This is a genomic window from Bacillus sp. N5-665 (genome assembly GCF_022637375.2).
GTDB classification, from domain to species: domain Bacteria; phylum Bacillota; class Bacilli; order Bacillales; family Bacillaceae_G; genus Bacillus_A; species Bacillus_A wiedmannii.
The window spans coordinates 2,921,848-2,946,381 of sequence record NZ_CP093325.1 but is presented as its reverse complement, the minus strand read 5'-3'; the positions used below and the strand labels follow the sequence as shown (position 1 = coordinate 2,946,381).

General features: G+C 35.1%; 26 protein-coding genes and 2 pseudogenes. 23 read left to right on the top strand and 5 right to left on the bottom strand.

Annotation, left to right across the window (positions count from 1 at the left end):
• Positions 1-54: 54 nt before the first annotated feature.
• From tenA to MNO09_RS17800, 6 genes and pseudogenes are all read left to right on the top strand, one after another.
• On the top strand, positions 55-744 hold the full coding sequence (gene tenA / locus MNO09_RS17825; protein WP_000672761.1) for a thiaminase II: 690 nt from the start codon (positions 55-57) through the stop codon (positions 742-744).
• 293 nt (positions 745-1,037) lie between these two features.
• Positions 1,038-1,379 carry a heterocycloanthracin/sonorensin family bacteriocin gene (locus MNO09_RS17820; RefSeq protein ID WP_097860285.1) on the top strand — a complete coding sequence of 114 codons (342 nt, stop codon included), beginning with the start codon at positions 1,038-1,040 and terminating at the stop codon, positions 1,377-1,379.
• 503 nt (positions 1,380-1,882) lie between these two features.
• Positions 1,883-2,215 carry a DUF898 family protein gene (locus tag MNO09_RS17815; RefSeq protein ID WP_000402399.1) on the top strand — a complete coding sequence of 111 codons (333 nt, stop codon included), beginning with the start codon at positions 1,883-1,885 and terminating at the stop codon, positions 2,213-2,215.
• Positions 2,216-3,047: 832 nt separating this feature from the next.
• Positions 3,048-4,580: an alpha/beta hydrolase gene (locus MNO09_RS17810; protein WP_117616499.1), complete on the top strand. Its 1,533-nt coding sequence runs from the start codon at positions 3,048-3,050 to the stop codon at positions 4,578-4,580.
• A gap of 392 nt (positions 4,581-4,972) precedes the next feature.
• Positions 4,973-5,242 (top strand): annotated as a pseudogene (locus tag MNO09_RS17805) (thiaminase II/PqqC family protein); the annotation flags it as partial.
• 323 nt (positions 5,243-5,565) lie between these two features.
• Positions 5,566-6,222: pseudogene (locus tag MNO09_RS17800) on the top strand (pPIWI_RE module domain-containing protein); the annotation flags it as partial.
• An 83-nt stretch (positions 6,223-6,305) separates the two neighbouring features.
• On the opposite strand, the gene MNO09_RS17795 reads toward MNO09_RS17800, so the two are convergent.
• Positions 6,306-7,415, bottom strand: coding sequence for a site-specific integrase (locus MNO09_RS17795; protein WP_088107224.1), 1,110 nt, complete (start codon positions 7,413-7,415; stop codon positions 6,306-6,308).
• 486 nt (positions 7,416-7,901) lie between these two features.
• Here MNO09_RS17795 and MNO09_RS17790 point away from each other — a divergent pair, with 486 nt between their 5' ends.
• The 4 genes from MNO09_RS17790 to MNO09_RS17775 all read left to right on the top strand — a co-directional run bounded on the left by MNO09_RS17790 (position 7,902) and on the right by MNO09_RS17775 (position 11,882).
• Positions 7,902-9,578, top strand: a complete 1,677-nt coding sequence (locus tag MNO09_RS17790) for a copper amine oxidase (protein ID WP_088107225.1) — start codon at positions 7,902-7,904, stop codon at positions 9,576-9,578.
• Positions 9,579-10,263: 685 nt separating this feature from the next.
• Positions 10,264-11,415 carry an AimR family lysis-lysogeny pheromone receptor gene (locus MNO09_RS17785; protein WP_078183773.1) on the top strand — a complete coding sequence of 384 codons (1,152 nt, stop codon included), beginning with the start codon at positions 10,264-10,266 and terminating at the stop codon, positions 11,413-11,415.
• Positions 11,416-11,452: 37 nt separating this feature from the next.
• Entirely contained in the window at positions 11,453-11,599 is a 147-nt protein-coding gene (locus MNO09_RS17780; RefSeq protein WP_078183772.1) for a complement C1q protein, read from the top strand.
• A gap of 154 nt (positions 11,600-11,753) precedes the next feature.
• On the top strand, positions 11,754-11,882 hold the full coding sequence (locus tag MNO09_RS17775) for a hypothetical protein (RefSeq protein ID WP_262366820.1): 129 nt from the start codon (positions 11,754-11,756) through the stop codon (positions 11,880-11,882).
• A 34-nt stretch (positions 11,883-11,916) separates the two neighbouring features.
• On the opposite strand, the gene MNO09_RS17770 is transcribed toward MNO09_RS17775, so the two are convergent.
• A complete protein-coding gene (locus tag MNO09_RS17770; RefSeq protein WP_078183771.1) occupies positions 11,917-12,270 on the bottom strand; it encodes a helix-turn-helix domain-containing protein in 354 nt (117 codons plus the stop codon).
• A gap of 241 nt (positions 12,271-12,511) precedes the next feature.
• Here MNO09_RS17770 and MNO09_RS17765 point away from each other — a divergent pair, with 241 nt between their 5' ends.
• The 13 genes from MNO09_RS17765 (at position 12,512) to MNO09_RS17705 (ending at position 19,022) form a co-directional block, all read left to right on the top strand.
• A complete protein-coding gene (locus MNO09_RS17765) occupies positions 12,512-12,703 on the top strand; it encodes a helix-turn-helix domain-containing protein (protein WP_078183770.1) in 192 nt (63 codons plus the stop codon).
• Positions 12,704-12,759: 56 nt separating this feature from the next.
• Positions 12,760-13,035: a helix-turn-helix domain-containing protein gene (locus tag MNO09_RS17760; protein ID WP_078183769.1), complete on the top strand. Its 276-nt coding sequence runs from the start codon at positions 12,760-12,762 to the stop codon at positions 13,033-13,035.
• Positions 13,028-13,183: a hypothetical protein gene (locus MNO09_RS17755; protein ID WP_165690510.1), complete on the top strand. Its 156-nt coding sequence runs from the start codon at positions 13,028-13,030 to the stop codon at positions 13,181-13,183. The genes MNO09_RS17760 and MNO09_RS17755 overlap by 8 nt, the downstream gene beginning before the upstream one ends.
• Positions 13,180-13,500, top strand: a complete 321-nt coding sequence (locus tag MNO09_RS17750; RefSeq protein ID WP_078183768.1) for a hypothetical protein — start codon at positions 13,180-13,182, stop codon at positions 13,498-13,500. The genes MNO09_RS17755 and MNO09_RS17750 overlap by 4 nt, the downstream gene beginning before the upstream one ends.
• Complete coding sequence (locus tag MNO09_RS17745; protein ID WP_078183767.1) at positions 13,501-13,716, top strand: YqaI family protein; 216 nt, start codon at positions 13,501-13,503, stop codon at positions 13,714-13,716.
• A 16-nt stretch (positions 13,717-13,732) separates the two neighbouring features.
• The gene (locus tag MNO09_RS17740; RefSeq protein WP_078183766.1) at positions 13,733-14,293 is read left to right on the top strand and encodes an NUMOD4 domain-containing protein; all 561 of its coding nucleotides are present in this window, start codon (positions 13,733-13,735) and stop codon (positions 14,291-14,293) included.
• A 46-nt stretch (positions 14,294-14,339) separates the two neighbouring features.
• Positions 14,340-15,275 carry a YqaJ viral recombinase family nuclease gene (locus tag MNO09_RS17735; RefSeq protein WP_078183765.1) on the top strand — a complete coding sequence of 312 codons (936 nt, stop codon included), beginning with the start codon at positions 14,340-14,342 and terminating at the stop codon, positions 15,273-15,275.
• 15 nt (positions 15,276-15,290) lie between these two features.
• The gene (gene recT / locus MNO09_RS17730) at positions 15,291-16,115 is read left to right on the top strand and encodes a recombination protein RecT (RefSeq protein WP_078183764.1); all 825 of its coding nucleotides are present in this window, start codon (positions 15,291-15,293) and stop codon (positions 16,113-16,115) included.
• Between the two features lie 170 nt (positions 16,116-16,285).
• The gene (locus tag MNO09_RS17725) at positions 16,286-17,116 is read left to right on the top strand and encodes a DnaD domain protein (protein WP_078183763.1); all 831 of its coding nucleotides are present in this window, start codon (positions 16,286-16,288) and stop codon (positions 17,114-17,116) included.
• Positions 17,070-17,879: an ATP-binding protein gene (locus MNO09_RS17720; RefSeq protein WP_241950198.1), complete on the top strand. Its 810-nt coding sequence runs from the start codon at positions 17,070-17,072 to the stop codon at positions 17,877-17,879. The genes MNO09_RS17725 and MNO09_RS17720 overlap by 47 nt, the downstream gene beginning before the upstream one ends.
• A gap of 5 nt (positions 17,880-17,884) precedes the next feature.
• Entirely contained in the window at positions 17,885-18,073 is a 189-nt protein-coding gene (locus tag MNO09_RS17715) for a hypothetical protein (protein ID WP_088107227.1), read from the top strand.
• Positions 18,054-18,560, top strand: coding sequence for a YpiB family protein (locus MNO09_RS17710; protein WP_088107228.1), 507 nt, complete (start codon positions 18,054-18,056; stop codon positions 18,558-18,560). Before MNO09_RS17715 ends, MNO09_RS17710 begins: the two co-directional genes overlap by 20 nt.
• A gap of 15 nt (positions 18,561-18,575) precedes the next feature.
• A complete protein-coding gene (locus MNO09_RS17705) occupies positions 18,576-19,022 on the top strand; it encodes an MFS transporter (RefSeq protein ID WP_241950033.1) in 447 nt (148 codons plus the stop codon).
• Between the two features lie 733 nt (positions 19,023-19,755).
• Here the strand turns inward: MNO09_RS17705 and MNO09_RS17700 are convergent.
• From MNO09_RS17700 to MNO09_RS17690, 3 genes are all read right to left on the bottom strand, one after another.
• The gene (locus MNO09_RS17700; protein ID WP_277884434.1) at positions 19,756-21,258 is read right to left on the bottom strand and encodes an NTTRR-F1 domain; all 1,503 of its coding nucleotides are present in this window, start codon (positions 21,256-21,258) and stop codon (positions 19,756-19,758) included.
• A gap of 528 nt (positions 21,259-21,786) precedes the next feature.
• The gene (locus tag MNO09_RS17695; protein ID WP_088107230.1) at positions 21,787-22,572 is read right to left on the bottom strand and encodes a sulfotransferase family 2 domain-containing protein; all 786 of its coding nucleotides are present in this window, start codon (positions 22,570-22,572) and stop codon (positions 21,787-21,789) included.
• A gap of 1,012 nt (positions 22,573-23,584) precedes the next feature.
• Positions 23,585-24,319 (bottom strand): collagen-like triple helix repeat-containing protein, encoded by a 735-nt coding sequence (locus tag MNO09_RS17690; protein ID WP_088107231.1) that lies wholly within the window; start codon positions 24,317-24,319, stop codon positions 23,585-23,587.
• Between the last annotated feature and the right edge of the window lie 215 nt (positions 24,320-24,534).

Genomic DNA, 24,534 nt, shown 5'->3' with positions numbered 1-24,534 from the left:
ATTTAATAACTGTGGGTAAATACTTAAATTTTATACTTTATTGGAGGGATTTAAATGAAATTTTCACAATCATTACGTCAAGAAGTAGATTCAATTTGGGAAGCTAGTTTTCATCACCCTTTTGTAAAACAACTTGGTGAAGGAACTTTAGATTTAGCTAGTTTTCGCTATTATGTGCTTCAAGATTCATATTATTTGAGTCACTTTGCTAGAGTACAAACTTTAGGAGCTGCAAAAGCACTGGAATTAGAAACAACAGCTCGTATGGCACACCATGCTCAAAATACATACGAGGCGGAATTATCTTTACATGAGAATTTTGCGGAGAAACTTGGGATAACACAAGAAGAAAAAGATAATTTTATCCCTGCTCCAACTGCATACGCTTATACTTCACATATGTATCGTGCTGCGTATGAAGGACATTTAGGCGATATCATTGCAGCAATTTTACCTTGCTATTGGTTGTATTATGAAATTGGTGAGCGTTTAAAAGAGTATCAGCCAGAAGAGCCAATTTATAACGAATGGATTTCTGCTTATGGATCTGATTGGTTCCGTACGCTAGTTGAAGAGCAAATTACAAGATTAGATACTATCGCTGAAAACGTAACAGAGTCTGACCGTAAGCGAATGAAACAGCATTTCATTATTAGCAGTCAATATGAATATTCATTTTGGAAAATGGCTTATACTTTAGAAAAGTGGCCAGTGAATACAGAAGTAGAAGATGTCATTGGATAATGAGTAGGGGTATTGCTATACATAGGTATGGATAATACCTATGTATATGATTTCATAAAAGAAGTATCGCAAAAAGACGCATCAATCTAAGTGCGTCTTTTTTCAATTTATAAAAATGAGCCTATGGAAAAATAACCTAAAAATAGGTATATGAACAAGGTGCATTATCTAGTGATAGGTCATATTTTGTAGGGGTACGTATTGAACTTAGTTTATAGCGCTATTTCTACTTAGATTTAACGAACAGAAATATAGGAAAGCATTGAAAAGGTTGAAGTTTATAAACGGAGGTCATGAAAATGAATAAGTTTCAACAAGAACTACAAGCGTTAAGCCTTAATGATTACCAATCTGGAAATATTGTGTATTGGGACCAGCAAAACCAATATCCATATTACTATATTGAAGATGATGCTCGTCGCTGTGGCGGTTGTGGTCGCTGTGGTGGTTGTGGCGGTCGCTGTGGTGGATTTCGTTGTGGTGGATTCCGTTGTATTGGTTGCTTCGGTTGTTTTGGTTGTGGCGGTTGTGGTGGCTGTGGTAGTTGTGGTGGTTGTGGTGGTTGTTCTAATTGTTTTAGTGGTTTTAATGGTACTACTGATACAACTGGTACTATTGTAACATATGAATATTGATTAGAGAAAAAAGGAATCCATTTGTGAAGTATTATACAATTTTTATAAAAAAATTTAATCAAAACACATGTAGCATCCTTTAATTTAAAGAAACAATTTATCCCACCTTTTTATAAACATTGTGACTTTATTTCAAATCAACAATCGAATGTCTTTTTTATGTTCTATACCATTTATGCGATCTTTGACTTTCGTAAGTAAATTTATTGCACCAGAACCAAAAAGAAGGGCTTCTATCAGCCCTTTTTTCTTTTTTCATATTTCTCATATAATTAAACTTAATCATAAAAAAATCTTACCACCTTATAAATTTTTACAACTATGTAACTATTTTTATTAAATGCACCGCTCTAGTATACAAAATTAAGAACTTGAGATAAGGCGCTTTGTTTCTGTAAGATGTTTTTGTTTTACTTTATATTACGATTTATAGACCTGAAACCATTTTATTGTGATATAATTTGTTTTTGTCATTATGAATGTATATATGTTAGGAGTTTTTTATGGAAATCGGTTCTGAATTAAAAAATGGTCGCCACTCATTTTTTGATGGTGGATTATTCAGCTTTATTGGTTGGAGTATCCTTGGTGTACTTATTACAGTTTTTACCCTTGGTATTTGTTACCCTTGGGCTTTATGTATGGTTTATGGTTGGAAAATAAATCATACAGTAGTTAACGGGCACCGTATGAAATTCAATGGTTCTGCTGTAGGCTTGTTTGGTAATTGGATAAAATGGTTGCTCTTATCAATTATCACTCTAGGAATCTACTCATTCTGGGTTTTCATTAAACTTGAAGACTGGAAAGTAAAAAATACTACATTTATCAATTAAAAAACATTAGCTTTATAATACCAGTCTATAACGACTGGTATTTTTATTTATGGTATGAAAAACGAAAATATAGATAAATAGCCCATGCTCATTCAGTTAACAAATATGAATACCTCCAGAACAAAAATTCCATACATTTTGAAAGAAACCTTTTTATTTTTCGCTCTGAAGAATATCCGTTTCTTAAGTTAATGGTTTTGAAGTCATCCTTAAATGAAAATTTTCTGTCTCTACATTTAGTTATTTTGAGACTTTTCTTTTTCTTAAACTGTTGGATATGAGTACCTTCTAGTATAAATTTACCATTTAAAAAAGTGATTCTAACAACATTAGGATTGTATCATATAGCACAATGTAATTTGTGTTACATAGCAAGAAAAATAATCAAAATTTAAAGCCTGAAAAAGAAGCACCAAAGCAAATTACATTGGTGTTTCTTTTTTTGCGCTTTCGGGCACAGTGGTTCCTGCAGCACTATTATAAAAGCAATTTCGGATGTAAGGAATTTGTAAGTAATAGGTAAGGAAAAAGAGATTTTCATTGTATATGATAAAAATATAAAGTGGCGCGAAGGGGGAAAAGGGTACGACTTATATATGAAAAACAAACCAGTAACAAGAGTGTTTTAAAGAAAATAAGTAATTTCTAGAGTTAACATACATGTGAAAAAGAGAGCGAAGGCATTTTATATTGAAGTTTGTTTATAATAGTTTTTTAACCTGTTAGGGGGGATCGTAAAGTAGATTATTAATCGCCTTGAAAATATCTATGACCTTATAGTACTAGGCATGCTGTATTAAAAATTTTAATTTTGAAGGGAGAATTAATATATATGAGTACGAAAAAAAGAATGGGTAGTAAGTTATTACTTGTCAGTGCAATTTGTGCGATAACTATTCCTTCGGTTTCATATGCGGAGGAAGTAATGTCACCTAAAAATTTTGAGGATTATTCAAACTTGTTTGAGGGACGGAATAAGGACGTATTGAAAAGAAGTTTATATCCAAATACATATAATAATCCGTTTAGTCACCAAATTAAATCGACATTAAAGGAAACAAACACAAATATAAAAAAAATAGACAATATTGAAGAGGGAAATCCCGTTATATCTACTGCTTTTCCATTTGTCTGTTCTATGCATACTGAAGATTATAAATCTGCATTTGATTTAACTTCTCGATCATTACAGAAAATAGTATCTGAAAAATGGTTGAAGAACTATTGGGAAGAACTTCCTACGCAATTACAAAAAGGTTCTTTTATAGAAATTGGAGAGGTTACACAAAAAGAGACAAATTCTGTTCATACAAATGTAGAGATTAACTTAGTTTTTGAACAAATTACTGTACCTTTACTAATAAAACTAGATCCATCTGGAAAAATAGATGATTTTCAACTCAGTATGCCGTTTAGTCCTGTTACAGATCGGCCATCATATAGTAATCCTAAATCATTTGTTGATAAAGAAGTAGTAGTTGGAAGTGGTGCATTTCCATTACCAGGAACATTATCTGTTCCAAAGGGAAAGGGTCCTTTTCCAGCGGTTATTCTTGTTCATGGAGCTGGAGCAGCCGATCAGGATTCAGCAACGTATGCTTTAAAACCATTTCGTGATTTAGCTGAAGGTCTTGCCTCGAAAGGAATTGCTGTTCTTCGCTATAATAAACGAACCTATGAACATAGATTGAAAACAGAACTTAGTCCTTTTTATACAGTTGATAAAGAGACAACAGATGATGCACTTCTTGTGACTCATTTTCTTCAAAATGAACCTATGATAGATAAGAATCAAATTTATATTCTTGGTCATAGTCAAGGTGGAATGATGATTCCGAGGATAATTGAAAAAAATCAAAATCAAAATATTGCTGGGGCAATTGTGATGGGAGGAGCGGGCAAGGCATTCACAGACAATGTTTTAGATCAACTGGAGTATCGTCTTTCTATTGGAGAAATGAAACCAGAAGAATATAAATTTTACAAATCGCAGTTTGAATTATTAAAGGATCCTAATTTCTCTAGTCAGAATCCGCCAAAGGGTTTTTCTTTAGGACCACCAGTATATTGGGATTCTATCCGTAAAATTAAAGCAGCAGAAATGTCAAAAAAACAAAAAACACCGCTTCTTATTCTTCAAGGAGAAAGAGACTATCAAGTTCTATCAAAAATTGAAATTCCTTATTGGAAAGAACAATTAAAAGAGAGAGATAACATTGATTATCGACTATATCCAAAGTTAAATCACTTCTTTACAGAAGGAGATGGAGAATTAAGTAAACCGGATGAATATTATAGTCCCGCTAATATCCCTGAGTATGTTATAAATGATATTGCTACTTGGGTGCAAGGAAGATCGAACTGAAATTAGCAGCCATATTTTTAAATAGCTATTTTCAGTTCTTAAGGTAGAAATAATAATAATAATAATATATTATGATGTGAATAACTATAACGAACGGAGTAAAGTTTCTTATTCAAATACTTTAGATTCTCAAACCTTGGGGCATGATCTATGCCTAGCGTCTTAATATTTTGAAGTATATACAAATACTCTAAACGAAAAAACGGTATTCTTTCTATCTATGATGTAGAAGGACTATCGTTTAATAATCGCTTATATGTCATCTTCAATAATAGCCACTATCATTTAGAACACACTAATACCAAATAATCATAAAAACATTCTTAATATCAAGAGTTTAACCAATCAGATATTTTTTTACTATTGAGTCGAAACCGGGGCATGATATTGATTTCTACTCAATTTATGAATGTTTAAAAGAGCGTCAGCCAGAAGAGCCAATTTATAAAGAATGGATTTCTGCATCGGGTTGGTTCCGTACTTTAGTTGAAGAGCAAATTACACGATTAGATGCAATAGCTGAAAAAGTAACAGAGGCAGACCGAAATCGAATGAAACAGCATTTTATTATTAGCAGCCAAAATGAATATTCATTTTGGGAAATGGCTTATACTTTAGAAAAGTGGCCAGTGAATACAGATGTAAAAGAAGTAATTGGATAAAAAAGGTATTGTTGAACATAGGAATGAACAATACCTTTTTTATCGTTATTTTTGTAAAGTTATTGTAAATTGCAAATACAATATACTATTTATATTGTATAATTCGAATGTATTGTATTTAATATTAGTAGGTGGTGATGTATATGTTGTGTTTTATAAAATATAGAAGATAAACAATTATTATTTTTATTTATAATGTATTATTTATATAAGTGAATAACTATTAAATTATAAAGAACCGGGTTTTAATTGATTAGATTATGTAACGGTTTCTTCTAGTTTTTTGATGATCAAAGCAAATGAAGAAAGGAAGTATTCATTACATGGAAAAACTACGGTTATTAACATTTGAGAATATAGTAGAACCTCTTTTAAATGAAAGTGTATCATTTATATATTTTCCTATTGAATGGCTCGATATTGTAGAGATACATTATAAGACATTTTTATTAACGAGTAAGTTGAAACGATTGAATGAAAGGTTATATGATATGTTTTCTGATATATTATTTATTCAGCATAATCCATATGTATTAAATGAAAATACACCATGGATTGTATGTAAAGAACCTATTAGAAAAGAACAACTTGATTATATTTTCCAAAGTTGGTATGAAATTATTCATGATTGGAAACCTAATAAATTAATAGAACCACCAAAATATGAATGGCATTACGATTTAATTTCTAATGTAACAGTATTACATGATAATGAAATATATTCTAAGTGGGTGCCAGCATTAATTTCACATATTTTTTGTGAACGTCCTTTACAATTAGAAAACATACACGAAGAAGATATATATTTTTCTCCTCTAAGATCACAAAATATTTGTGAGGCTATGTCAGAGCCTATTAAAGACGAAAAAACACAAGATTATTTCGCTTATGTATATCGGTTCGAATATATAACGCGCGGAGGCGAGAATATTCCATTATTAAATGTTTCAATAGGAATTCGAAGATTTTATCAAGAATATAAGATGTTGAGTCAAACAAACCTTGATATAACAGCGTTTGTTTGACTTATTTTTATAAAATGCAAACATTTTGCAAACATAAGTTATCCAAAGATGCTTTTACCGAAGTTTTTAACAGCCTCTTCTTGCATATTCGGTAAAATATGCGAATACACACTTAATGTCATTGAAATGTCTGTATGGCCTAATCGCTCACTGATAATTTTAGGGTTAACTCCTTGTTTCAATAGTATGGTAGCGTGTGTATGTCTTAAATCATGGAATTTAATTTCTTTTATACCCGCTTTGTGTGTATCTCTAATGAAATTCTTTCTGAAATGTGCTTTTTTTATAATTCTTCCAAACTCATTACAATTAATTAAATCTTGATCTTGATAAGCAGAACCAAACCTTAATTTTTCTTTATTAATTAAAATCTTATGTCTTTTTAAGGATTCTATAGTTTCTTTAGGCACAGGAATGGTACGCTTTGATGAATTTGTTTTTGCTGATTTTTTGATTTTATTGTCATGGCCAGATGTTTGGTTTATTGTAACAGTGTGTTTTTCAAAATCAACGTCTTGCCATCGTAAGCCTAGAACTTCTCCCATACGCATACCTGTAGTTATTGCAAGTAGATACCCAATGTGATATCGTGATTCTTGTGAATGCAAAAGAAACTTTTTTACTTCTTCCTCTGTCCAAGTCTGGATAGAGGTTCTTTCTTTTTTCGGTATCTCAGCAAAAGCAGCTGGATTTCGAGAAATAATATTTTGTTTTACAGCTAGATTTAAAGCGCTCTTTAATATTCTATGCATAAGCAGAATAGAATTGTTTGCAATACCTTTATCTATCGCAGTTTTATAGCATTTTTGAATGTGCATAACATTTAATTTATGGAGTGCAACCATTCCTATACTAGGTATAACATGCTGGTTGATAAATGCCCTATATCCGACAAATGTACTCCTTTCTATACTCATACTTTTAATTTCTAGCCAATGATTTAGGTATTCCTTTAATGTAACTTTAGATGGCTCTATAAAAGTTCCTTCATTTAATTCTGTAATCTTCTTCGCAACATCAGCCTGTGCTTCTTTTTTTGTCTTATAACCAGAAAACCACTTTTGTCTTCTTTTTCCTGTCTCTGGATCATGCCCAATGTCGACCACAATACAATATTTATTTCCTCTTTTTCGAATATGTCCTTTCACTTAAAACACTCCTTCATTTTGTTTTGAATCATGGTGTATAAGTCTAGTTGTAATTTTGCTGCTATGAAAATTACAAAGTTGGACATATCAGCGATGGATATATTTTAGCATATATGAACAATTTCAGTTATAGGAGATGGTTGTTTAAAAGTATTTTAGTTGTTTTTGGTTCACTTAATAAAAGCCGTTCCTAAAAATAGATAAGTTGCATTTATTGATAGTAGGGGTATCGTAAGGGAGATTCGAATTTACAGCGTTCCAAAATTTATTTGTATATTTTAATTAGGATGCTCTATAGTAATTTCTATTTTGGCATATATACGACGTTTTATACTTTTAAAAACTTAAGAAGGTTTATTAATAATAGAATTATTCCTTCTATAAATACGAATCTTTTTGAATTTTGATATAAAAGTTTTTTGTATTAATGTTACAAAGATCAAAATCCTAATTCTACCCCAACAATTATTATTGGAGAGTGATTCAATGGATGTAAAACCAAGTAATAATGAAGATTTAAATATTAATGTAGTTCCTTTTGGTCCAAGCCCCAAAAAAATTAATCAAATAATAAGTGTTTTAGAAAACAATCATTCTGTTCAGCAATTCTTGCAGGGGACGAGGCACCTGTTGCTCTCGTTGGAATTTATTAATCGAGAGGACACTCCTAGTGATAGAAACAAATGCAAAAACCACCCCAAAAGTGATACTCCTTCATCCCCCAGTCATTATCAAGCCACATACTATGACTACACTAATAATCGTACAGTTATAGCCAATGGACATATTAATAAACCAAGTCATATAAGTGTTTCACAGTTTGATAGTCAACCGTTACCTAGCCCTGAAGAGTTTGAGTTAGCAGTAAATATCGTTCAAGAGAATCCTGAACTTGGCAGGTTAATTCGAGAAAATCTTGTACGTCCTTACAGAGCAATGCCTTCACTCATTGAGACAGAACTTCCAGATGGTCAAATTGAAAGAACCCTCGCTGTGGGCCTTATCCCTTGTGGTATTATCAGTGATGAAAATGCAGAGGTTGAAAAACAAGATACTCTAGAACCTTTGCATCAGATTGTAGGAGCGAATATGATTAGACGAGAAGTTATTTTTTATGAAAATGGGGCCCCACCATTTTCAATAGCAAATGATCAAATCTGCGAGCCTCCGCCAGATTCAAATCAATCTACGTCAAATAAAGGGGATTTGGGACAAGTACAGGTAACAGTTCATCAAGGTGGTACTGAGCTTTGGAGCTTCACTGCAGTTAGGCCTGCTTCTTCTACGGGTATAGTCGGCTCAGGTATCGAACTTCGACATGTGAAATATCGCGAAAAACAAGTTTTATACCGTGCCCATTTACCAATCCTTAATGTTCGTTATGATAATGATATTTGCGGTCCTTTCCGTGATTGGCAGTGGATGGAAGGAAAGATTGAAGCGATTGGAACAGATGTTGCACCCGGATTCCGATTGTGTTCAACCCCAGCACGAACTATCCTTGATACTGGCTTTGATACCGGTAACTACCTCGGTGTTGCAATTTATGTTGATGGACAAGAAGTAGTATTAGTTAGTGAAATGCAAGCAGGGTGGTATCGATATATTAGCGAGTGGCGACTTCATGCCGATGGGACGATCCTCCCACGATTTGGCTTTAGTGCGATAGCAAATTCGTGTACTTGCAAACGACATATTCATCACGCATATTGGAGATTTGATTTCGACATTGTTACTCCAGGTAACAATGTTGTACAAGAGTTTAACAACCCGCCTATTATTGGAGAGTCTAATCTCCATACCAAGAATTATGAAATTAGAAGATTACGTTCTCCTTCACATAATAGACAATGGATAATCTCCAACAAATCAACAGGTGAAGGTTATACTTTGATACCAGGTACTAACGATGGTTCTGCTGATAGTTTTGGTGTTGGAGATGTGTGGATTCTTCGCTACCATAGTTCGGAGTTAGATGATGGACAAGGATTCACAGTAGATGTAAATAAAGCAAGGGCTAATATAGATAAATTCCTTAATGGAGAGTTTATTAATGGACAAGATGTTGTTATTTGGTATTCAGCACATTTCGTACATGATGAATCTAGCGAAGAAGAAATTAAAAGTGTTGTTGGTCCAGAACTAAAACCTCGAAACTGGTAAAAATTATCAAAAAGATTGATATTGTGGTGTACTATCAAATCGAAGTTGTGCTGTCACTTCTTCGATTTGATAGAGATATAGAACTTACATTACTTATTAAGTGTCGGATCAAAATGTAATTCACACATTCATTTTTATTTTGATTTTCCGCTTCGGGTGGTAATTTGTTTAGCTAATAATATAGCTGATAGGTCGGTTCGCTTTTTAATACCAGAGGAATTTTAGTAATTAGCTGTTTTCTATTGGTAAAAAACCTTCACATGTAGTGTAAGGAGATTAACTCATAGATTTTTTACAAATTGTAAACGGCAAATAATTGACGCTTACTGCCAGAGTATAGGCCACAATTAATATAATGCTAATAGTTTTGGGGCATAGACTTTTCGAAAAAACTTTCTCAACATGAATTGACTTTAAGTGGGGTGAAGATTCTGAATCTTATGATGAACTGATTTTAAGAAATCAAACGGAACGAAAAAGACCCATAGCGTGTGTAATTGTGCTGGGAACACGTTTACACCGTTTAACCCTAATATAAGTAGGGAAAACATTTGCCATGAGCCTTTCGGTTACGAGTTTACGTAACGTATACGGCTAGTATAACACAGCTTTTAGATGTAATTCATCATTAAGGTGCGTTTTCATGCTAGGGAAGTGTGTCTTGTTCCAATAAGGGGGACAAAACATGTGGAAAACTCTAGGTCAAATTGAAAAAGAATTATGTGTAGCTGGTATAAGAAAAAACAAACTAGCAGATCATTGGGGTGTTAAGCCAAGTACTGTTACAAAAGTATTTAAAGGTAACACAGATATTAGTTTTGGTTTTCTTTCTAAAACAATCATCCTATTAAATAAAGGCATACAGGTACAAGGGAATATGTTAAAGAATTATATCGATGTCACAAACCCGAAATCAGAGAATTTACGTGAAGCGATGGAGGACTTAGCTTTAAGAGGTAAGTTCAATCTTTTGATGGAAGTAATAAATAGTGAATTAAACTCTAAGGTGTCTGAAAATAAAGAATTCGCTGAAGTATATCAGATTATTTATAACCGATATATAGGTGAATTGAATGCCAAACAGTACTATAAAGCGTTGCATATAGAAAGTAAATCAGTGAAAACAATGGAGATGGAAGTGTTAACTGAAATTTTATTATGTCAAGCGCAATATCAAACAGGTAACTATACTGCTTTAAACGAGCGGCTGAAGTCACTTGAAACAAAGATTGATAAAATTAGTAATAAACATCTTCGAGAGTGCTTCAAATTACGTTACAGAGAAGCGATTGCTGTTACTTCATTGCAAGGCGGAGAAGTAGTTGAAGCCAGAAGCGTTTGTATTAAATTAATAGATGATCTTGAGTGGGATAACTTTTTTTCTTTTCCAAAAGTAAATGCGTACTTAAAGCTAGGTGAATCGTACGTTTTCTCAGAAGGTGAATATGAGAACTCAAAATATTACCTAGAGAAAACTTTACAAGTGATTGGTGATAGAAAGGTTGAAGGTATAGAGAAAAAGAAAGAAATGGTGCAACATACATTATCGTTTTTAAAGATTCATCACGACAAAGAAATTAGCGATTCAGATGTTGTACATCCAAGTGAGATGGCATATTTAATGATTAAACAAGGTAATACAACAGGAGCAAGGGAAATGTTAAATCAAATAAAAATTTCTACTGGTGAATTAACAGACATACAGACCGCTTATTTAGCTTTAACATATGAGGGAGCTAAAAGGGAAGAGTTAATGAAGCAATCTCTTCTAATGTGTCAAAAGTCGGGGAATATATTTTATTCGAATTTACCGAAAATTCACTTGGGTTTAATTTGAATATTTGGTACAATTAACATTGGAAAGAGGTGAAAAGATGAAAAAATTAATTACAATTATTCCTGCACTATTATTAGCAGCTACACTAGTTGTTAACACTGATTCCGTGAAAGAAAAGCCTAGTACAAATGACTCAAAACCAGTAGTTCAGCAAATGATGGTTGATCCTGGTGGCGGTTGGTAAGATACGTAATTAAGGTTTACATATATATTTAAAATGACATCGTCTTAATTGACGATGTCATTTGTAGTTTTAGGGGAGATTTCCTTTTTAGGTTTACGAACAAAAAAGAAATTTATGTAAAAAAATTACAAAAATGATAAGGGGATAAGAGAAGATGAAGAGTAAAGATGGGGAAGTTAATCTGATTAAAGAAGCTCTATTACTACTACAAGAGGAAAATGATCCAAAAGAGACATTACTATCTATTTGTTTAAGTGAACCTAAAAGAGAAAAAGCAATGTAAAAAAACTATCTAATCTTTGGATAGTCTTTTTTCGTTAAATATTCCCTTTTGCTTTTTCGTAATTCACAAACATTTCTAGTTGTTCTAATGCCTTTTTTCGTTGTTCTTCAGGTAGATCATTTATGATTTGAAGTATTTCTTGGGCTTCTGCTGTAAGTTGTAGATCTTGGTCTGCTGTTAAATCTGGCGAATCAGATAATCCTAATAGATAATCAGTAGTAACTTTTAAATGATTAGCTATTTTTTGAAGTGTACGTGTACCTGGTGATTTTTTTCCTTCGACGTAGTTATAAACAGAAACATGACTAACACCAATTGCATCAGCTAATTGTTGTTGGGTAATCCCTCTTTTTTCAATTAACAACTTTAACCTATCATGACTAAACATAATTAAAACACCTCAAGTTTATTTTATCTATTTTATTATGAAGTTATTTCTTCTTTATCATTGTTATAGTGTGACACACGGCACTATACTTCACTACACTATGCTACACTGTCATTATATATTAACTATCAGTTAAGTGGAAAGATAAAATTTCTGAAAAAAATTTTTAAAAATACTTGAACTTAACTTTAGGTTAAGTTATTATGTAATTAACAACAAAAACGGAAGAGAGGAGTTGCATATGAAAACTCTAAAACAGCTACGTGTAGAACAAGGATATACATGTAAGGAAGTAGCTGAAGCCGTTGGTATTACCGAAGTTTACTATTGGTACATAGAAAATGGCAAACGCCGTCCTTATTATGACTTAATTGTAAAAATTGCTGATTTCTTAAAAGTGAAACTAGATGCAATTAAAATTTTTTGTCCTTAACTTAACTTATAGTTAAGTTAAAGTTGGTTAAGTTAAATAGAGAGGAGCAAAACAAAATGGGATTAGATCAAATCATTAAAGAATCAATCCGTGAAGTTGTTCGTGAAGAAATTCAAGCAGCTTTGGCTTCATTTCAACAACAAGCACAGCCGAACAAAGTAATGCGAGTAAAAGAAGCGGCAGCTTACCTTAACATCGCGGTTTGCAGAATGTATGAGTTGGCAAACCATCCCCAGTTTCCAGTTATCCGAGAAGGGCGCAAATTACTCTTCTTACAAAAAGATTTGGAAGCATGGTTAGAAGCCCAAAAGGAGGCACAAAACGTTGGTTGAAAGTACATTCAGCCTTTTTATTACAGCGATGGTTATCGTGTCATTCGTGGGTGGTGTAGCGCTATTTGATACATTTGAAAAACTTATCAACGAGAACGAGCAGCTCAAGCAAGAAAATCAGCAATTAAGGAAGGTGAAAAGAATATGAGAATTACAGCACCTGTTCTACAAAAGGACATTCAAAAGAAACAAACGTTAGATTCATTTTTAAAACATTGCGAACAGAAGCAAATTGAAGCATTAAGAACACATGATGAAAAGTTATTGCGTGAGTGGGTAAAGGAAGCGCGCCTTGCAAGAAGGGAACTTGCAGCACTGTATCGAGCAAAAGAAAAGCACGATGTAAAACGTGAAAGAGATCGTAAAAACATTCTAAAGGTGATTAAGCGGTTAAGAAGTCAGGGAATTAATGCGGATTTGGTAGAAAGAGCGCATTATATAACTCTTTGCGAGGAGGTGAGTTAGATGCTAGAAAACCAAATGGCAATGCACAACGGTTACGGCAAAGCAGATCCGCAAGAACAAATGATAGACCATCCAATTGAGGATGCATTAGGTAATGAAATTCTACCAGGTGACGAGTTTTTAATCGCACCAGATGGCGAAGTGATTTTAAAGGACAACATCATGGACTACATGATTACGCAGCTTGGATTTGAGAAGAAAATCGCAGGGGAATAAATGAGGTGGTTGTGAAATGAAAGAGGTTTGGAAGCCGATAGCAGGATACGAAGGGCATTATGAAGTCTCAAACCTAGGAAATGTAAAATCTGTTAAGTTCAAAAAAGAGAAGCACCGCAAACAATTTTGTAGTCAAGGTTATAAAAAAGTGCAATTGCACCTTAATGGGAAAACTCAAAAATTCTATGTTCACAGATTAGTTGCGTTAGCTTTTATTGAAAATCCAGATAGAAAAAACCATGTGAATCATAAGGACGGAAATAGAAGTAATAACACTTTTTCTAATTTGGAATGGGTTACAAATTCGGAGAATATAAAGCACGCTTATAAGTATTTATTGCCGAAAGATTATGCAAAAGACTTAAAGTTAAAGACATCCAAACCCGTTGAGCAAATAGATCAACATACATTACAGGTACTTAGGAAATTTAAATCAACGAAGGCTGCAGCGAGATTTATCGGTATTAGTCCTGTTCATATAGCTAATGTATGTAAAGGAAAAAGAAGAACGTCCAAAGGGTTTATTTGGAGATATGCACAAAAAAAGACCACCTGTAGCAGCAGGAGGCCCCTTTAAAAGATAAGTTAGGGCTAGTATATCACAGAAAGCGAGTGAATAGAACATGCAAGCAAAAGTATTGGTTAATACACTCAATATGGACCATGATCAGTGGTTGCAAGCACGTACACAAGGTATTGGCGGCTCAGATGTTTCTGCAATTGCAGGTTTAAATAAATGGAAATCAGCGGTTCAAGTGTTCCTTGAAAAAACTCAAGCGATTGAAAAAGAAGATATACCAAGTGAAGCAGCATATTTCGGTAATGTTTTGGAAGAAGTAGTCGCAAGGGAATTTTCCAAGCGCACAGATTTGAAAGTACAACGAAGAAATGCAATCCTTCAGCATCCTGAATATCCGTGGATGTTAGCGAATGTGGACCGATTAATTGTCGGTGAAAAGATTGGTCTGGAATGTAAAACAGCGTCGGAATATTTAAAAAAAGAGTGGGAAGATGAAGAAGTTCCAGCGGCTTATCTTTTACAGTGCCAACATTATATGGCCGTAACTGGCTATGAAGCATGGTGGATTGCGGTATTGATTGGTGGTAACAAATTTGTTCATAAAAAAATCGAACGCGATGGGGAATTGATTCAGTACCTTATCGATATTGAAAAAGACTTCTGGCTCAACAATGTTGAGAAGAACGAGCCGCCAATGTTTGATGGTTCGGATGCATCAACTGAATTATTAAAACATCTATATCCAGAATCCATTACAGATAGTTTTGTGATTTTAGGTAAGCAAGAAGAACTTCTGATTGAAGCGCGTGATCAAGTTGACCGAGAAATTAAAGTACTCCAAGAACAAAAGGCAGAGTACGAAAACAAAATCAAAGCAAAGCTCGGTACCAATGAAGCTGGCGGAACTGAAAATTACAAAGTGTACTGGAAGTCATACACAACAAATCGTTTTGATAGCAAGCGATTTAAAGCAGATCACCCTGATTTGTTTGAGCAGTATGCAAAAGAATCTATATCCAGAAAATTCACAGTTAAATAAGGGAGGAAATAAACAATGGCAACTAATCAAGATGTAAAAAATCAATTAGCAAATCGTAAGGCAAGTGCACCTGCAACACCGGATAAACTGGTTGAAGGTTATATGAAGAAAATGGCTCCACGTTTTGCGGAAGTCTTACCAAAACACATGAGCATGGAGCGTATGAGCCGTATTGCACTTACTACAATCCGTACAAATCCAAAATTGCTAGAATGCGAAGTACCGTCATTGATGGGAGCTGTAATGCAAGCAGTGCAATTAGGATTAGAACCAGGTTTACTTGGTCATTGCTACCTACTACCGTTTAAAAATAAAAAGCAAAACAAAATGGAAGTCCAGTTCATTATCGGTTACAAAGGGATGATTGACTTAGCAAGACGTTCTGGTCACATCCAAAGTATTTATGCGCATGCCGTTTATGAAAATGATGAGTTCGAGTACGAGCTTGGCTTACATCCACAGTTAAAACATAAGCCGTCATTTGGTGAACGTGGTGAATTTATTGGGGCGTATGCAGTAGCGCATTTCAAAGATGGCGGGCATCAAATGGAGTTTATGCCAAAGAGCGAAATCGAAAAGCGCCGCCAACGTTCGGCAGCTGCTAATTCCAGTTATAGTCCATGGGCAAGTGATTATGATGAAATGGCAAAGAAAACAGTGGTTCGTTACATGTTTAAATACTTACCAATTAGCATTGAAGTTCAGTCACAAGCGCAGCATGACGAAGTGGTTCGTAAGGATATCACGGAAGAACCGGAATTTATCGAAGTGGATCAAAGTGAAGTGGAACAGTCAGGTGAAGGAGACGGACAAGGCGACTTCGTGATTGAAGGTGAGTAACATGTCCAAAGTGCTTCTCTCTCGCAAATTGTGGGAGAGAAGCAATCAAACGATGAGTTGAAACAGTCAATTGCACGTTATATACACAACAACTATCCGGGTTATCGGATAGAGAAAGTCATTAAGGAAAATGAGTCTTACATCGCGATTTGCACTAGGGGGTAGACACTTTGGGGATTTTTCGGGTCAAAAAAGATAACAACTATTCGGTTATTAACAATACTGGTTTGAAGGATAAAAGTTTGTCTTGGAAAGCGAAAGGGATTCTGGCGTATGCACTTACATTACCTGACGATTGGACATTCCATATCAGCGAACTAGCTCAACACGCTAAAGATGGTGAGGATTCGCTTAGGACAGGAATTAACGAACTGAAAAAAGCAGGTTATGTAAAACGATATCCAGTTCGGGATGAAAAGACAAAGAAAATAACTAGTTGGGAAACCGAAATTCACGAAACTCCACATAGGGAAAAGCCACTTGTGGAAAAACCACATATGGAAAAGCCAGAAGTGGAAAAGCCACTTGTGGAAAATCCGACACTACTAAGTACTAAAGAACTAAGTACTGAAATACCAAGTACTAATCTAAATAATGATGATGTAGATAAGCATCCTTTGATAGATGGAGAATTTCAAAAAAGTTACAACTACCTTTTACAGAACAACATTCCATTAAGTGAAACGGCAATGCAGGACCTTGGAGAGTTCAGTGATGTATTAGGAAGTCAAATCATTATGGAAGCTGTCGATAGAGCAGTGGATCAGAACGCAAAGCGTTGGAAATACATTAGCGGTATTTTATTCAACTGGCAAAAGAGCAACGTGAAAACATTGGCAGATGTAATCAAGCTTGATGAAGATTATAAAAATCAAAGAGGTGGTGTAGGAAATGCAACACGTAGGGCACGCACTGGCAGAGGTTATGGTACGAGCAGAAGCTATGAGGAAGAAAATGCAAGCCGAGAGCGCAACATGCCAAGCTTCATTAAACGAGTATAGATGTTTAAAATGTCAGGATTCAGAAGTAGTTTTTTACGAAGAAGTGAATGAATTCGGTATGAGAGTATCTATGCAAAAGGATTGTGAGTGCAAAGCGCAACGAGTAATGGAACGTAGGTTGAAAAACGCGATGATTCCAGAAGAATTTACAGATGCTCGGTTTGATTCGTACAAACGACAAACACAAGAACAAAAGCTCTTGTATAGTACGATGGGGAACTACTTGCAGAACTTCAAAGAGGTCAAGGATACGAAACAAAACAGCCTGGGCTTCATCGCAACATTTGGAGAGTTACGAATTAAGCAATTAGAACCAGCCAAGCGAGCACAAGCAAAGAGAGAACATAACAGTTTTGGACTTGGTAAAACGCATCTTCAAGTAGCTGCAGCAAAGTATCTCATGAAGCGAGGGCATAGCGTACTGCTTATATCAGACGGAACTTTCATGGATGATCTTATTGCAGCCAAGATGATGAACGATGATAAGAAAGAATTTAACCGATTGTTAAACCACGCAAAACAAGTAGAGGTCCTTATCTGGGATGACTTAGGGAAGTCAAAATGGTCAGAAGCGAAAGAGAACCTCTACTATCAAATTATTGATTATCGGTATCGACATAATTTACCGATTTTATACAGCTCTAATGAAGATGATGAAACATTACCTGAAAAGATTGGTTATGCAGCCAAGAGCCGATTGTTCGGCATGAGTAAGCATTACTTAATCGCTGTAGAAGGCGATGATTATCGTGAAAAGGAGTGAAGAAAATGTGCAAAACATGCAGTAACACTGGTGTGGTTCATACAGAAATTTTTTCAGGTGCAATAAAGATTGAGGGTTGTACTTGTGAGGTAGCAAAGCAGCAAGAAGCAAAGCAAAAAGAAAATTGGGATGCTTGGATAGAAAAATTTGAAGGATGGAAAAGGGGGTTACTGCATGAGCAACGTGTCGGTTGAGAAGAAGCGTGAGTTTATTGAATGGTTCAAAGAGCATTACAAAATGAAATGGAGAGAGTGCCTTTGGATTCTGGAGTATTTACTGAAAAATGAAGGGGAATTAAAAAGGGTTCATTTTGTAGAACGGGTTAAATTCGATAAGCCAATTTCGTTGTTTATGTCTACACAATGCACAAAAACAGTACCATTTAAATTTTATAAAAACAATTTAGTTTCTGATGATCCAGACAAAGCTTTTGATCAGATCCGTTTTAATCTAAAAGAAGCAATTTTTATTGAATTAAACTTCACTGATAAATTCAGATATCCATTATTCATTGAGGTATTAGAAGGTGAAGCATCTGATGAAACAGATCTACCATTTACTGAAAGATTGGAATTAGCACAGGTAGTCAACGATTTAGAGAAACTCTGTAAATCACAACTCATAGATTACGCACTAGACACAAGAAACGAAAAACTGTTCCGCAAGTTGATTGCAAATTAAGGTGGAGGTGGAAAGATGGCGATCCTTTACAAATTCAAACTTACAACTATTTTCGAACATTGGCTAAATGAAGAATTTGTAGTAGCAGAAACGGAAAGTAAAGCAAGATTTCTGTACTGGCAGAAGTTCAGAACAAAATTTCTAACGATGTCGAGGGTGGAATTTATGAAGTTTGTAAAGTGTGAGAACGAAGGTGTTTTTGACATCAAGCGCATGTACAGCGCAGAGAAAGCTTTCAAGAAAATGCAGAATTACCGCAACCTACATTTTGCATACATGGGTATGCGAGTAAACGTAGCTGGCATGTGGGGTACGATCGTTGGAAACTGGAAAACTAATTTGTTCGTTTTGTTCGATGGGGAAATTGAGAAACATAACTGCCATCCCTATTGGGAAATTGCTTACTACGATGATGAGGGCAATGTGGTGCAAAACTACCAAAAAGGAGAGTATGCGGTATAAATAAAAAAGGACGAGCAGTCGTACCTGCCGTCCTTTATAGGAGAAAAATTATTCTGGATTAGAACTACGAATAACCAGAAAACGCGCTTTAAAACAGTGTTGTCAAAGATGTAATAATCTATGCAACAAAAACGCTTAGTCGGAATTCAAAACACCAAATGACTTGCATTGGTAACAGGCTCAAAAGTAGTATATGTAACATGAAAAATTCCATACAAAAAGCAGACAACATTTTCGGTTGTTTGCCAGTTAGTCGGATGAGTTAGCTAAATGTGATAAATTGCATTCCCATTACGAGAAGAGTGAAGCTGCTAGTTCAAACAGCTTGTTGGTATTATTTTTGATATTTTTTAAAAATATACAGTAAGAATTAGAAAAGTGATGAACCAATCTGCCTCTTACTGTAAAAAGAAGGAAGTACCAGCCGTGGATTAAGCGGCTTGAAAATAGTATGTATTGATTTTTGAAAAATATTCAAGGGGTGAAGAAACATGGAATGTGCACAAAATGCTGTATATGAAATCACTCAGTTAATTAGTGAAGCGAAAGAGAAAAGTTATGAGTAAATATAACAATATTTTGTCGGTGGTAGTTTGAATGAAAAGTTTGAGAGGGAAGTGTAGTGATGTGAAGTTACATAACCTACAATAAAAAAAGACCCAATTAATCCCTTTGAGCCATGAGATTGATTGGATCAACTTCTTGAAAACTCAATTATTTCTGTTTGCAGAAATTAAGCATCAAATCTAAGAATTGTTAATCCTCTAACTTCTGCTGAAGTTGAAGCATTGACATTGGTAGAAGTAATGCTAACAGTGTAATCATGGGAGTTGACAGAAGGGCTATTTGTATATATCTCTGCTACTTTTATTGTTTGAATACCAATGTTAGTATCATCGGATAAGTGATAAGTCTGTGTGAGGAGAGCTCCATCAACGGAGCTGGATAATACGACGGTAAGGGCAACTGACCATGATGGTAATGAAGGAGTTACTAAAACTTGTACAGTGAAATCAAATTTCAATTGATCACCTGCTGTTATAGGTACAGCTGTTACCTGAAGAACATCTGTTGACGAAGCACCTAATGATTGCGTTCCCGTATCTGTATCACTAAATAATATTGAACCAGGTCCCGTGTTACCTTGAGGTCCCTGAGCACCAGTGTTGCCAGTAGGTCCTTGAGCGCCCGTGTTACCAGTAGGTCCCTGAGCACCCGTGTCGCCAGTAGGTCCCTGAGCACCCGTGTCGCCAGTAGGTCCCTGAGCACCCGTGTCGCCAGTAGGTCCCTGAGCACCCGTGTCGCCAGTAGGTCCTTGTGAACCCGTGTTACCAGTAGGTCCTTGAGCACCCGTGTCGCCAGTAGGTCCCTGAGCACCCGTGTCGCCAGTAGGTCCTTGTGAACCCGTGTTACCAGTAGGTCCTTGAGCACCCGTGTCGCCAGTAGGTCCCTGAGCACCCGTGTTACCAGTAGGTCCCTGAGCACCCGTGTTACCAGTAGGTCCTTGTGAACCAGTGTTGCCAGTAGGTCCTTGAGCACCAGTGTCGCCAGTAGGTCCTTGAGCGCCAGTGTTGCCAGTAGGTCCTTGAGTACCAGTGTTGCCAGTAGGTCCCTGAGCACCAGTGTTGCCAGTAGGTCCTTGTGAACCAGTGTTGCCAGTAGGTCCCTGAGCACCCGTGTTACCAGTAGGTCCTTGGGCACCTGTGTTACCATGAGGTCCTTGTGAACCAGTAGGTCCTGTAGGTCCGGTAGTTCCAGAATTAGCGACAGATAGAAGGGAAACATCATCAATAAATACATCTGCACTTCCTAATTCGGAGAACTTAGCGATAACTATTGATGCTGTATTAGCTGTAGCCGGCACTGGAGAAGTAGTCCCATAAACTTCTAACCAATCTTTTTCATTGTTATCGGGGATACGATTGGAATGTATAAAAGTAACTAAGCCATCTTCCAAAAAAGTATTTCCATTATAATATTGAACATTGATAGCTATCAATGGACTAGGAAATGGTCCGGTTTTAGAAAGGGACACAAAAAGTTCGAACGTTTCATTTGGGGATACTGGAACCGCTTGAGCTATAATAGCGGTAGCTAAACCTCCAGATAATTTAGCGCTGTAAACACCAGAATGACTGTTTAAGCCACCAATAGAAACAAAAGAGGGATTATTTACAATAAATGGAGAAAGTGTTCCCGTCTCGAATCCTCCATTTACAATGCGATTTTTAATCAAAAAATCACCACCTTTTTTTAGATTAGTATAGATATATTCAACTTTGTTAGTTATGCTTGTACATTTGTTCAATGAAGATTTAATAATGTATATTCTATTCATGATACTTCATGAGGGATTTTGATTCTTTAGGTTAGCGGTAATAGGGAAATAGATAGCGGAAATCGAAAAGTTAGCAGGAATTATTGATGTGAATGCACAGGTGGTCTTTAGTTATACTTTAAGTGCAGTTTCAGCAAAAATATAGAAACAGTTTGAAAGAATGAAAGGAATTGTTAAGAAACTGAATAAAATCGTTATTTGTTTAAAAGAGAATAGAGCACATGTTTATATGTGCTCTAAGATAATCATTTTAATTTCTATTCGAGTGCTTCATTAGCATCAGTTGTTTCAAATTTATCAATCCATATAAAGGTTGCTTCTAAAAGAATTGTAGATAAAATCGCAAAGATTTATTCGGCATGTGGTGATAATTGCACTGCTGTGAAATTAAGTTTCTCTATAATATATGAAATCGCAATTAGAAAATCACTTATTTATTAAAGGAGTTAATGGGTATTTGTACGTACTGAAATCTTTATTAAAAATATCTTGTACTAATTGGATAGTTTCTTGATCATAAAAACTATCGTATGTTGGGAGGCGTGGGAATAAAGGATCGGTAATATCAGCATCTGCAAAAGTACCGCTAAAAATCGCCTTGTCCTTCTGATGATGCCATGATTTGGTTAGTATGTGTAAAGGAGAAGTTTTTAATTGATATGTTTGTTCTAGGCGTACAATTTCTTTAGAGAAATTTTCAAGGTAGATATACTCTGTAACAAACTCCTCCTCAGCTGGTACATATTGCTGCATTAAATGTGGATCTACTTGTTCTAAATCTTTCATTTGCGCTTTTAAGTAATAGAGAAAGATTTTAAACGAAATAGGCTTATTACAATTATCATTACCATAATAAAAACTTCGAATGGGCTTCCATGCAGGGTTTTCTATGTATGGGGGAGCGATGAGTGAAAAGAATGAACTTACAGCTCTTGTATATGGATTTCTAACTAGTTTATAAGTATCTGTTCTCTTTGTATATAAAGCCGCAGCAAGTTCAATAAAGTAGTCCGAGGAGTTTTTATATATATCATTTTCGTAATGATGGATGAAAGAATTATATTTTATAGCCGGTTTAAATAAATTAATTTGATAAAAAAACCAATGTGCAAGGGAGGTACAACCACTTTTTTGACTCCAAAATAAGATCAAAGGGAAGTTAGGATTGAAGTGGGGAACGCGTCCGTAATTAATAATATTTGAAATAGACATAGTTAGCCTCCATTCAGTTATGTCAATTATTTTTAGTTTATGAATAAAGAGCTTGGCATATGAACAAGAGAAGAGAAGTAGAATAGATAGTTTAAAATAATATAATTTTGAAATAAAAGCGTTATTTTATATTAATGCAAAAAGAGTACATATCGAATATGTACTCTTGAAAAAAGGAAGTGTTTATAAGTGATGAAACACTATACTACAACATATGCTTGTCTCATTTAAAAGTGCAAGAAATATAAAAAATAGTTATTTGAATTGAAAAGAGCACCATTTGCCCTAACGATGCTCTTGGACCAAGAACTATATTTTGTATTTTTTATAGTCCGTATAAGTATATGGAAGTTGAAAATAAAGAGTGAATACATTTGAAACAAAATCCTTATTTAAAAACAAAAAGACCCTAGAGTTAGGGCTCTAGGGCTTCTTGTTTTGGTATTCTCACATGGTTCTTCAAAAAGAATAGAACATACTGAAGATAACATGTGAATGTTTCATAAATGTATCAAAAAAGTGAACAAAATTGCTATTGCAGAAGATGTAGAAATTAAGTTTCTAATACGTAAGTACGTGAAAGGTATTATTTCTAATGGGTAAAATGCGCATGGGACACCTAATCATTATTTTATCGGAGGAAAAGAATATGTTATGAACTCGGTTGAATGAAAAAATGACAATTTTACTTTTAGTGTGAATTTGAACAAAAACGCTATTTGAGTAGAAAACATAAAAAAAGACCCGATTAGAGGTGCGGGTCCTCTTAATGGAACAATAGAACTTTACGAGATTACCAAAAAGAGCACTAAATAAAATGCTCTTTATGGGAAAAGTGAGATGTTAAAAAGAAAATTAGGGTTTTTGCTTCGAGATAATATATGAACATTTCATCATAATGTGACGATGAATCACAAAAGAGCAGCTAGCAAAAGCTAACTGCTCGGTAGAGTAAACTTAGAGATTTTAATATTTACATGTCCATAGTGGAATAAGTGAGAAATAATTTTAATTAAATTGGATCGCCAGGGGATTTTATTGCAGCAAACCCACGATTTCCAACGTGTGCTGATGTTATAGTCTCACTCAGTTCTCCTATATTCGCTATAACACGATAATGAACTGGATCTGGTGGTGTTACCGGGTCTCCAGGAGAGTCTACCCATGTAAATGTGGAGTTAAAAGGGTAGAAAAAACTTCCGTCACTACCGACTGAATAGTTTCCGGATACAAATGTTTCTGTTAACAACAAATTATCACGGAATAACTGATAGTTAATGTTAGCTATGTCAAAGAAACTACTTTGGTCTACTCCAATCTCAACAACGACAACTGTTCCTATAGTCGCATTTAATAGGACTCTGTCGCCAATATTTTCTATAGGGACAAAGACTTCCATAATTGTTAAATTATTTGTATTTGGTGGAAGATCTATAGATTCAGGTTCTGGTGTAAGGGGAGTGAAAAATAGGGTCGGTCCCGTAGGTCCCGTAGGTCCAGTTGGCCCAGTAGGTCCAGTGATGCCGGTAGGTCCGGTGTTACCGGTCGGCCCAGTATCGCCAGAAAGCCCAGTGGGTCCAGTCACACCAGTAAATCCAGTACTACCCGTAGGTCCGGTTGGCCCAGTCACCCCGGTAGCTCCCGTTGAACCAGTGGGTCCAGTAGGAAATTGAAAAGGTTGCATAGGTGGGAGTGTAGGTCCGATTGAACCAGGATTAAGTGCAGCGGAAGATAAAAACTTGTCCAATATAATTCACCTCTGAAAATTCGTATTACTAATAGTAAATGCAAGGATAGGGCGAAGTGAAATGGACAAGCGGTTGTATATGTGAAATTTAATAAAATAGTTAATTTATAAAAAGCAGTTAGCTTTCGCTAACTGCTCCACTCCCAACTGGAGTTCTAGTTATGTAATTTAGATGAAGATACTACCTAATAGGATTAAAGCTCCTAGCAAAATTA

What these genes read in the sequence shown, in the direction of transcription:
- MNO09_RS17775 (WP_262366820.1), top strand. Translation starts at nt 11,754, where the DNA reads ATGAAGAGTAAAGATGGGGAAGTTAATCTGATTAAAGAAGCTCTATTA.
- MNO09_RS17695 (WP_088107230.1), bottom strand. Translation starts at nt 22,572, where the DNA reads ATGTCTATTTCAAATATTATTAATTACGGACGCGTTCCCCACTTCAAT.
- tenA (WP_000672761.1), top strand. Translation starts at nt 55, where the DNA reads ATGAAATTTTCACAATCATTACGTCAAGAAGTAGATTCAATTTGGGAA.
- MNO09_RS17715 (WP_088107227.1), top strand. Translation starts at nt 17,885, where the DNA reads ATGTGCAAAACATGCAGTAACACTGGTGTGGTTCATACAGAAATTTTT.
- MNO09_RS17780 (WP_078183772.1), top strand. Translation starts at nt 11,453, where the DNA reads ATGAAAAAATTAATTACAATTATTCCTGCACTATTATTAGCAGCTACA.
- MNO09_RS17820 (WP_097860285.1), top strand. Translation starts at nt 1,038, where the DNA reads ATGAAAATGAATAAGTTTCAACAAGAACTACAAGCGTTAAGCCTTAAT.
- MNO09_RS17815 (WP_000402399.1), top strand. Translation starts at nt 1,883, where the DNA reads ATGGAAATCGGTTCTGAATTAAAAAATGGTCGCCACTCATTTTTTGAT.
- MNO09_RS17745 (WP_078183767.1), top strand. Translation starts at nt 13,501, where the DNA reads ATGCTAGAAAACCAAATGGCAATGCACAACGGTTACGGCAAAGCAGAT.
- MNO09_RS17760 (WP_078183769.1), top strand. Translation starts at nt 12,760, where the DNA reads ATGGGATTAGATCAAATCATTAAAGAATCAATCCGTGAAGTTGTTCGT.
- MNO09_RS17750 (WP_078183768.1), top strand. Translation starts at nt 13,180, where the DNA reads ATGAGAATTACAGCACCTGTTCTACAAAAGGACATTCAAAAGAAACAA.
- MNO09_RS17740 (WP_078183766.1), top strand. Translation starts at nt 13,733, where the DNA reads ATGAAAGAGGTTTGGAAGCCGATAGCAGGATACGAAGGGCATTATGAA.
- MNO09_RS17765 (WP_078183770.1), top strand. Translation starts at nt 12,512, where the DNA reads ATGAAAACTCTAAAACAGCTACGTGTAGAACAAGGATATACATGTAAG.
- MNO09_RS17770 (WP_078183771.1), bottom strand. Translation starts at nt 12,270, where the DNA reads ATGTTTAGTCATGATAGGTTAAAGTTGTTAATTGAAAAAAGAGGGATT.
- MNO09_RS17705 (WP_241950033.1), top strand. Translation starts at nt 18,576, where the DNA reads ATGGCGATCCTTTACAAATTCAAACTTACAACTATTTTCGAACATTGG.
- MNO09_RS17710 (WP_088107228.1), top strand. Translation starts at nt 18,054, where the DNA reads ATGAGCAACGTGTCGGTTGAGAAGAAGCGTGAGTTTATTGAATGGTTC.
- MNO09_RS17790 (WP_088107225.1), top strand. Translation starts at nt 7,902, where the DNA reads ATGGATGTAAAACCAAGTAATAATGAAGATTTAAATATTAATGTAGTT.
- MNO09_RS17810 (WP_117616499.1), top strand. Translation starts at nt 3,048, where the DNA reads ATGAGTACGAAAAAAAGAATGGGTAGTAAGTTATTACTTGTCAGTGCA.
- recT (WP_078183764.1), top strand. Translation starts at nt 15,291, where the DNA reads ATGGCAACTAATCAAGATGTAAAAAATCAATTAGCAAATCGTAAGGCA.
- MNO09_RS17785 (WP_078183773.1), top strand. Translation starts at nt 10,264, where the DNA reads ATGTGGAAAACTCTAGGTCAAATTGAAAAAGAATTATGTGTAGCTGGT.
- MNO09_RS17735 (WP_078183765.1), top strand. Translation starts at nt 14,340, where the DNA reads ATGCAAGCAAAAGTATTGGTTAATACACTCAATATGGACCATGATCAG.
- MNO09_RS17720 (WP_241950198.1), top strand. Translation starts at nt 17,070, where the DNA reads ATGCAAGCCGAGAGCGCAACATGCCAAGCTTCATTAAACGAGTATAGA.